Source organism: Alkalibacterium iburiense (assembly GCF_039521845.1).
GTDB classification, from domain to species: Bacteria; Bacillota; Bacilli; order Lactobacillales; family Carnobacteriaceae_A; genus Alkalibacterium; species Alkalibacterium iburiense.
This window is the reverse complement of sequence record NZ_BAAACW010000174.1, coordinates 1-543: the sequence shown is the minus strand read 5'-3', so window position 1 is coordinate 543 and position 543 is coordinate 1. Positions and strand designations below refer to the sequence as shown.

At 31.7% G+C, this 543-nt stretch carries 1 protein-coding gene and 1 pseudogene; both read right to left on the bottom strand.

Features of this window, described 5'->3' with window-relative positions:
* Window positions 1–44: 44 nt before the first annotated feature.
* Window positions 45–293, bottom strand: a pseudogene (locus tag ABDZ53_RS12820) (type II toxin-antitoxin system YafQ family toxin); the annotation flags it as partial.
* Window positions 294–309: 16 nt separating this feature from the next.
* On the bottom strand, window positions 310–543 hold a 234-nt coding region (locus ABDZ53_RS12815), incomplete at its 5' end, for a type II toxin-antitoxin system RelB/DinJ family antitoxin (RefSeq protein ID WP_343757141.1).

The window sequence follows — 543 nt, the reverse complement described above, 5'->3', positions numbered from 1 at the left end:
TGTATATCTCTAATCTTGGTAGTAAATAGTTATAACGAGCATGTTTAAAATAAATCATCGTGACTGCCTGTACGAGTTAATGTCAAAATAATTCTCTTATGATCTATTTTATAAATAAGCAGCCAGTCTCCTTGAATATGCAGTTCACGATATCCTTTCCATTGTCCTTTTAAAGCGTGATCTTTATATTTTGAACGTAATAATTTCTCGTCTTTTTTGATTAATACATCCACTGCTTTTTTAAGTTCATGCACATTGTAATGCTTCTTTTTAATTCTCTTGAAGTCTCTTTTAAATGTCTGGGTCTACTCAATCTTCATTTAAATCTGTCCACCACTCGTCAACACTATGAAACACTTCCGTTTGACCATGTTCAACTTCGTATCTTGCTTGCTCATTTAACTTTTCTTTTAAGTTGGGCTTAAATGGCATAGATTGATCATTTACAGATTGTCTTAAAAAGACTGTAATTGCTGTCGATAAATTCATACCCATTTCTTTATAAACTTTATCAGCTTCTTCTTTTAAGTCTTTATCTACACG